This is a genomic window from Hymenobacter sp. HD11105, assembly GCF_054051685.1.
The window spans coordinates 1-6,261 of the sequence record NZ_JBSWBR010000016.1 but is presented as its reverse complement, the minus strand read 5'-3'; the positions used below and the strand labels follow the sequence as shown (position 1 = coordinate 6,261).

General features: G+C 62.0%; 7 protein-coding genes. 2 read left to right on the top strand and 5 right to left on the bottom strand.

The features are described from left to right. Positions 1 to 689: 689 nt before the first annotated feature. A complete protein-coding gene (locus ACW9KT_RS22195; RefSeq protein WP_457084574.1) occupies positions 690 to 1,319 on the bottom strand; it encodes an RNA polymerase sigma factor in 630 nt (209 codons plus the stop codon). 595 nt (positions 1,320 to 1,914) lie between these two features. Between ACW9KT_RS22195 and ACW9KT_RS22190 the strand changes: the two genes are divergently transcribed. After that, the gene (locus ACW9KT_RS22190) at positions 1,915 to 2,181 is read left to right on the top strand and encodes a hypothetical protein (protein ID WP_457084572.1); all 267 of its coding nucleotides are present in this window, start codon (positions 1,915 to 1,917) and stop codon (positions 2,179 to 2,181) included. 39 nt (positions 2,182 to 2,220) lie between these two features. Here the strand turns inward: ACW9KT_RS22190 and ACW9KT_RS22185 are convergent, their stop codons facing one another. From ACW9KT_RS22185 to ACW9KT_RS22170, 4 genes are all read right to left on the bottom strand, one after another. Next, entirely contained in the window at positions 2,221 to 2,922 is a 702-nt protein-coding gene (locus tag ACW9KT_RS22185) for an RNA polymerase sigma factor (RefSeq protein WP_457084570.1), read from the bottom strand. A gap of 139 nt (positions 2,923 to 3,061) precedes the next feature. Continuing rightward, complete coding sequence (locus ACW9KT_RS22180) at positions 3,062 to 3,856, bottom strand: SGNH/GDSL hydrolase family protein (protein ID WP_457084568.1); 795 nt, start codon at positions 3,854 to 3,856, stop codon at positions 3,062 to 3,064. A 158-nt stretch (positions 3,857 to 4,014) separates the two neighbouring features. Next, on the bottom strand, positions 4,015 to 4,260 hold the full coding sequence (locus ACW9KT_RS22175) for a hypothetical protein (RefSeq protein WP_457084566.1): 246 nt from the start codon (positions 4,258 to 4,260) through the stop codon (positions 4,015 to 4,017). Between the two features lie 99 nt (positions 4,261 to 4,359). Next, positions 4,360 to 4,584 (bottom strand): hypothetical protein, encoded by a 225-nt coding sequence (locus tag ACW9KT_RS22170; protein WP_457084564.1) that lies wholly within the window; start codon positions 4,582 to 4,584, stop codon positions 4,360 to 4,362. A gap of 771 nt (positions 4,585 to 5,355) precedes the next feature. Between ACW9KT_RS22170 and ACW9KT_RS22165 the strand changes: the two genes are divergently transcribed. Further along, a partial coding sequence (locus tag ACW9KT_RS22165) for a hypothetical protein (RefSeq protein ID WP_457084562.1) occupies positions 5,356 to 6,261 on the top strand: 906 nt, incomplete at its 3' end.

Sequence of the window (6,261 nt, the reverse complement as noted above, 5' to 3'; positions counted from 1 at the left end):
ACTGCTGGGGCTCCGCTGCCGCCCAGGCGGCGGAGCTACTTATCCACTCCACGATCAGCAACACCAGAAGTACGAGTAGTCGCATAGGCCTAATCCGAAGGAAAGGTTCAAGGGTCGTAAGTAACTAGTTATTTAGCCGTCCTCCGCCCGAACGCTCCTAAAAGTTGAGCCCAGGGTAGGCGCATAACTGCCTAGCTGAGTGGTGGGAGTGGCACCACTAGCTTCCCTTCTCAAAGCGGGAGCGGCGGCTCTTAACTCGGCTGCGCGAGGGTTGCGAGGCCAAGCTGTCGACGTTGCAGTGGGCGCGGATCACCCAGTGCTCATTGGATCCAACTGGCCGTGCTATCCCAGACTTGTTCGTCAAAGGCATTTAGGGGGATGAGTCAAGTCCAGGAGGAAATGTTACCCAAGGAGGAGCCCAATTACGCTATAACGATTTTACCAGCTCGTCTAAACGCTATACTGATGCCTCCGGCCAAACGCGTTTCGTCAGTGAAGTAGCGATCGAGCTGAAGTGAGCAATCACCCACCAAAAGCCTGCGAAGACCTTCCCATCAGACGACGATCCGTATTCAGGCTGTTAGCCACCCTTCTACCGCTTTCACTCCAGGTGTGCACCCTACGCTACGGAAGATAAGGGAAAAAGCGGTTGCTTTTCCCCCGAGCTGGGGGCAAGGCCCGTCAGCAGGCTAAATGGCGGCTTGGCTGTCTTTCACTAGCCGTAGCATCAGTTTGCGGGCGGTGTGGAGTTGGGCCTTGACCGTGCCCACCGGTAGTTGCAGCTGCCCGGCTACCTCCTCGTAGCTGAGCTCCTCGAAGTAACGCAGCCGCACTAATTTCGCGTACTTGGCCGGCAGCAAGCTCACCACCTGCCGCGTGAGGGCGATGCGCTGCTGCCGGATACAGGATTCCTGCGGATCAGGCGATCGATCGGGCACGTCCAGTGACCAGTCCCCCTCGTCCCGGCTGCTGGGGGCATCCAGCGAGAGAGTCTTGAGCTTGCTGCGACGGATAAAATCTATGCCGTGGTTGGTGGCAATGCGAAACAGCCAGGTGCTGAAGGCAAACTCGGGCTGGTAGCGGGGCAGGTGGCGAAAGGCTTTGGCGAACACTTCCAACGTGAGGTCTTCCGCATTCTCGGCGTGGCGCACCAGCTTGAACAGTACGTGGTAGACCGGCTTACGGTACTTGTCCAGCAGCGCTTCGTAGGCTTGGGGCTGGCCGGTTAGCGCCGCCGCAATCAACACCAGATCTTGCCGGGCCCGGACGGATAGCTCTCTTTCCGGCGCGGGCGCCGCCGTAGTAGGGGGATCAAGCATGAAGCGGTAGCAGCAATGAAAGGCAAAGAAGGAAAACGAACCAGCAGATGAAGCCCGCAAACTGGAGGGTCAGCACCAGCCGCACAACGAACAGCAGCACTAGGGGGCTTTGACAGAGAGGAGGAGACATCCTTCCAGGGCTGCTAGAAATAGCTAGGAGGATCAAGCGACCCCCTATACCGTAGCTACCTACGTGCGGGAGGGCTAAGAGGATATGGTTCAGCTTGTTGGCGCCCCGAGCTTCTAGCGACTGGCGCCTAACCCGAGTCGCTACGTCTCCCCCCGGTGGTGCCGGGTAATTGTCGCCGCCGCTCCGGCGAATCCTACGCGGGTCGGCAGCGGGAAGTGCCCGTCACCGCACAGCTGGAGGTGCGCGGCCTGGAAGCAGGCGGAGGCGGCTCGAGTGTTGGCTGGTCTTGGCGCGCGCGGCGCTGGAGCAGCCATGGGCGACGGGGCAGGAGCTCACCACTTGCAAAGTGCCCGCGCCTCCGCCTCGTATCCTGTCGATGGGCACGGCGGGGGCCCCGGCTCTAGCTCAACCTCCGGCGCGGGGGCTCGTATAGAGGAGCTTGTTCACCTTTTCTGTGTGGATGCAATGGCTAGTTCTACCTTTACTCCAATTCCAACCCAGTTGCCCGCTGCCGAGCGCGCTGCCCGCCGCAAGCGCCAGCAGCACGCCGAGTGGGGCATCGCGGTGACCCGCTTGGGCGGCACGGAGCCCTGCCGGGCCATTCTGCAGGAGTTGCAACGCTACATCGATGGGCAGGTAAGTTTGCCGGAGCTGGCCGGTCAAGACGAGCTGCCCCAGCCCTCGGCCCGGGTGCTGGAAGCGACGCGCCAGCGGGAAGAGTTCAGCCGCTAAGGCGTTTGCTGCTACCAGCAGGGCCCTTTTTTCTTATGGTTAGCGCGCCAGCTTGCTCAGGGCGAGCAGGGCGGCCCGGGCCCGGGTTTTCGCAGTGCCCAGGGGCAGGCCCAGGTGCTGGGCGGCCTCTACGTAGGTGTAGCCCTGAAAGTACACCAGCTCGATGAGCTCGCGGTGCGCGGGGGAGAGGCGCAGGGTGAGCTCGAGCACGCCGATGTGCTCGGGATGGAAGGTGGTGGGGGCCGGCAGGTAGCGCGCCGCGTCCGTGTCCAGGGACTGGCCCCGGGTGTGCAGGTGGTGCGTAGCGCTGCGTAGCACGTCAATGGCGTGGTAGCAGCAGATGCGCTGCATCCAGGTGAAGAGGCGGCCGCGGCTCACATCATAGCGGCCGATATGGAGCCAGATGCGCAGCAGTCCTTCCTGCAGGATGTCCTCGGCCTGGGCCTGATCCCGCACCAGGCGCCGAATAGCGTAGAGCAGGCTGGGCCCATACCGGCGGTAGAGGAGGCACAGGGCGTGCTCGTCCCGGGCCAGCAGGCGCTGCACCAGTTGGGTCTCGTCCACGACGAGCACGGGCAATGCCGGAGGGGTAGGCACCATAGAGACCGGAATACGGAGGGGAGCAATAGGTAGAGTACTATTGGAGCGGCACCCACTTTCACTTATTTCAGAAGTCAGGCGGGACTGCCTGCATACGCACGCGCAGCCGATTCGTTCCCGGCGGGGGACGCGATGGGTCAAATCGCGACTTTCCCCTTTCTCCTACTTACCATAATGGGGCTTATTAGACTCGTCGCTACCTTACTGGGCTACGGCGAGACCACGCGACCACGCCCTTCGTTGATGGTTTTGGCCGGGGGTAATAGTTTCGGGGGTTACCTCATAGGCGTGAAGCAATCCTTGCTCGCCGGGGAGAAACATCCCTGACGACGGACGCACTGGGGGACGGTGGCGGGCCCAGCAGCTCGGGCGCTTGCAGAGCCTGATACCAGCGGGCGGCCAGCTTTTCCTCCCCCCGGGCATTGGGGTGCAACCCGTCGTGCAGGTCCACGCCCGCCTCCCGGCTGAACCCAGTGTGCTGATCCACGATTACCACGGGGGACTGAGCGCTCGTTTTCGCTTGCGCCAGGGCGGGCAGCAGCGCGTTCAGGGCCGTGATCCTCGGGTTGATCTGCGCGTAGGGTGGGGCAGCGGGGATGAGCTGGGCCAGCAGCACTTTCACCCCTGGCCTCCCTGCCCGCAGCTGGTCAATGAGGCGGCTCAGGTTGTCGCGGATCTCCGCCACCGGCTTTTCGCTGAAGCAGTCATTGGTGCCCGCGTGCAGTAAGACAATGTCGGGCTGGTGATCGAAGGTCCACTGCCGAACTTCCGGCAACAGCATGGCGGTGGTCCAGCCCCACTGCCCCTGGTGGTCGAGATCAAAATCAAAGTAGGGCCCTAGCCCGCCCTTGTTGAACAGGCGCCCGCCCACGAAGTTCACCCCGTAGCGGGCCTGCTGGAGCTTCAGCCATAAGGGGCGACGGTAGCTCGGATAGGTAGTATTACCGTGAGTGATGGAGTCCCCCAAGGGCATGATCTTGACTGGGGTCCGGCTGTGGCAGCAGACCACTACCCAGCTGGCCAGCAGCCAGCCGAGCAGGAGCAGGAAGGAGCGAAAGAAACAAATGGCCCGCATGGTAGGAGAAAAAAGTGACTGACCGGCTCACGACTCTGCTCAGGGCCCTTTAGTACCGCCCTTGTTGGACATTACCCAGCCGACCGGGATGGGGTGACGCTGTCCGGCGCATCCGGCGGTCTGTAGGTGCTCGCTCCGGGCACCGACCAAGAGGAGGGTTAACGGAGAGCGCGTTTACCAGTTGCGCGCCGGCGCGCGGCCCGATTCGCGGGAGTGGGCTCCAATGGGGACTGCTCCAGGTCCCTAACGGGTGCCTGCCCCGGACGGCCCGGGGTCCGGCGCGCGGCGGCCGGGCGGGTGGATTGAGACCCGATATCGAGCAACCAGTTAATGAGCAGGATGGCGGCCAGAATGCCCACTAGGCCCACCAGCCAGGGTTGATGAAGACTAATCCACGTACGCATATGCTCCTGCCTAATTTCCTGGCTCCGTATTATTTTATTCATCTACTCCTATCACCAAGCGCCGGGCGCGCCCGGCACCCGGGGCCGCCTGCCTGGGCTTTATTTACGGGGTAAGCGCTGGGATTGCAGCCGCACAACTTGGGCCAGGCTCAACTCGTCCTGCACGTAGCGCTGCAACAAAGCCAACGTCTCGCTACTTACCAGCGGCCCGCCGGCCTCCCGCAGACCACTAATACGCTCGGCCTCTTGCAGGCGCCCGAGCCACTGCGCGTGCGCCGCCGGGGCCAGGGTGGCGGGGGGAAGGGGAAAATAGGGGTTACTCATCACACAGCAGCTACCAAAAAGCACCAATAATCACTAGCCTCCCAACGACGCCCGGGTCGCGCCGGGTCAGGCGCGCGAAGCCGCGGGCCTACGCGCGCGGGGACGGGCGGGATGCCGGCCGGGTGTCTTCCCCTTCTTGGCAAAGCAAGTGCCACATTGCCCGCAGCACGCTGGGCGGGCCGGTTCTCCTTCCCTCTTCGCGACCCCGCTCCCACCGCCGTGGCTTTGGTGCCGCGCGAGGGCGATCATGGCCACCGCTCCCCGGCCGCCGGGTCGGGGAAATCCGCCGCGGGATGGTATCTGCCGGGGGCGCCCATTTAAATCTGCCCTCCTCCCGGCGGGCCAGCAGGGGACGACGCCCTAAGGGCATGCCGGGGTCCAGGGGCCCTACGCCCCGGCGCCGCCCGCGAGGACGCGTAACCTGCCCTGAAGAACCGGAACCCATACGCCGTACCTGGCTGCCTTATTTAGCGCCAGTACGTTAAGGAGTCTGAAAAAGCAGGTAGCAGGTCCCCGGCGGAACCTGCTACTCCCACCAAACCGTTGCACGCGCCGTGACTTTCCCACGGCTGTGCAGGGGAGGCAGAGACCGACCTGGCCGCAGTGCTTTCCCCGCAGACTATCCCGTTCATACGGTGCTACCGGCAACACGTAATCCCTTTTATGGGTACAAGGACCTCCCGCAAAAAGTCCTGGCTTCTAGTACTATACAGATTTTTGCTTGCTTGCCTATATCCACCCCGCCCTGCCCGCCTTTCTCACCCTACCCGCATGCTCACAACCGAACCAGCGACAGCGCGCAGCCCCATTTGGCAACCACAAGCGCCGCAGCAGCGCTGTACTCGCTGCATTATGGATACCACGGTGCCTGGCATCAGGTTCGATAGTAGTGGCGAGTGCAGCTTCTGCGCCCTGCACGACAAGCTCGATCAGGCTTTTCCCCTTGGGGAAGCCGGCCGCCTACAAGTACAGAAGCTGGCTGATGATATAAAGCAGACGGGGAAAGGCAAAAAATACGACTGCGTGCTGGGTGTAAGCGGCGGCCGCGACAGCAGCTACACGCTTTGGTACTGCGTTACGAAGCTAAAGCTACGCCCGCTGGCCGTGCACTTTAACGATGGATTCGGCAACCCCGTGGCGGGCGAAAACATGGTAAAAGCCTGCCGCAAACTAGGTGTAGAGCTGCGCACTATCACTTCCGACTGGCGCGAATCCAAGGACCTCAAAATTGCCTTCCTCAAAGCTTCTACGCCCGATATGGAGGAAGGCACCGATCTAGGCATCGCTACAGCTTTGTATGGCGTAGCAGCTAAGGAAGGTATTCAACGCATCGTCATTGGCCAGAGCTTTCGAACAGAAGGAATTTGCCCCCTGTCGTGGAATTATCTGGATGGGCGTTATCTGAAAGCGGTACACAAGCGCTTCGGAACAGTACCCTTGCGCCCCTGGTCGCCCACAGATCCGGGCTTCAATCTGGATCTGAAAGAGATGTTTTATTACGCCTTCGTGCGACGCATCAAGACCGTGACGCTGCTCTATCACGTGGATTACGTGCGGGCCGACGTAGACGAGTTACTAGCCCGCGAGTTGGACTGGGTTAACCCCGGCGCTCACTACTTCGACGACCTCTACCAAAGCGTCATCTACTACCTGAACCGCACCAAGTTCAACATCGAC

Coding starts and splice junctions, on each gene's coding strand:
- ACW9KT_RS22190 (WP_457084572.1), top strand. CDS start 1,915: ATGGCTAGTTCTACCTTTACTCCAATTCCAACCCAGTTGCCCGCTGCC.
- ACW9KT_RS22180 (WP_457084568.1), bottom strand. CDS start 3,856: ATGCGGGCCATTTGTTTCTTTCGCTCCTTCCTGCTCCTGCTCGGCTGG.
- ACW9KT_RS22170 (WP_457084564.1), bottom strand. CDS start 4,584: ATGAGTAACCCCTATTTTCCCCTTCCCCCCGCCACCCTGGCCCCGGCG.
- ACW9KT_RS22175 (WP_457084566.1), bottom strand. CDS start 4,260: ATGCGTACGTGGATTAGTCTTCATCAACCCTGGCTGGTGGGCCTAGTG.
- ACW9KT_RS22195 (WP_457084574.1), bottom strand. CDS start 1,319: ATGCTTGATCCCCCTACTACGGCGGCGCCCGCGCCGGAAAGAGAGCTA.